Genomic DNA, 640 nt, shown 5'->3' with positions numbered 1-640 from the left:
GATTTTCGTGTTGGTCGGTTGAATGGCATCATATCCGTAATGGACCCAATCGGATTTTCCGTCCACGCTCAATACGACGGAACCCGGCTCGAGAACTGAATTCACATCCAACATCGGAAGATACGGGTACCCTTTGAATTTCCCTAGCGTGGCGGGATTCTCGTTTACCCCATACTGAAGGACCCAATCTAATAGTGTCCACCCCCCTGGGGTGTACACTCCCGTTCCGGTGGCGTGATAGCCATCGGAAAACGCCGATTGCAAATCCGGACGGGAAAGCCAAACATTACGGACATCTTGGTCCCAATTGGCATAAGACATATTAAGTTCCGGATATTCCTGCGCCGCCGCATTGGTTTCGATCAACCACTCGATATAATCAAGTTCCGGATTGACTACGCCTTGACCAGACGCAGTTTTGTTTGCGCTCGGCCATATCGGGGATAATTCACCTTTTCGATTCAACCAATTCATGATGTATACATTATTATTCGGTCGATCCACCCAACTCGCTCTTCCAGAGGTGACGAGAAACTGGCCATAACCATTCACAAAATGAGTAGCATTGGAAATGACCGGCGTCATGCCCTGATCCATCAGGGCGGCGAAACCACCTTGGCCGATATGGTAGCTTCCTTTT

At 49.4% G+C, this 640-nt stretch carries 1 protein-coding gene (cut by a window edge); it reads right to left on the bottom strand.

The window, feature by feature from the left end; all coding sequences use genetic code 11:
* Nucleotides 1–640: part of a hypothetical protein coding region (locus JF616_21435; GenBank protein MBW8890325.1), annotated on the bottom strand (this coding region is incomplete at its 5' end). 438 nt of the annotated region lie to the left of the window's left edge; the window shows 640 of its 1,078 annotated nt.

It is taken from the genome of Fibrobacterota bacterium, from assembly GCA_019509785.1.
Classification (GTDB): Bacteria; Fibrobacterota; Fibrobacteria; order UBA11236; family UBA11236; genus Chersky-265.
Note: the sequence above shows the minus strand (reverse complement) of the source record. Positions and strands in the feature narration are given on the sequence as shown.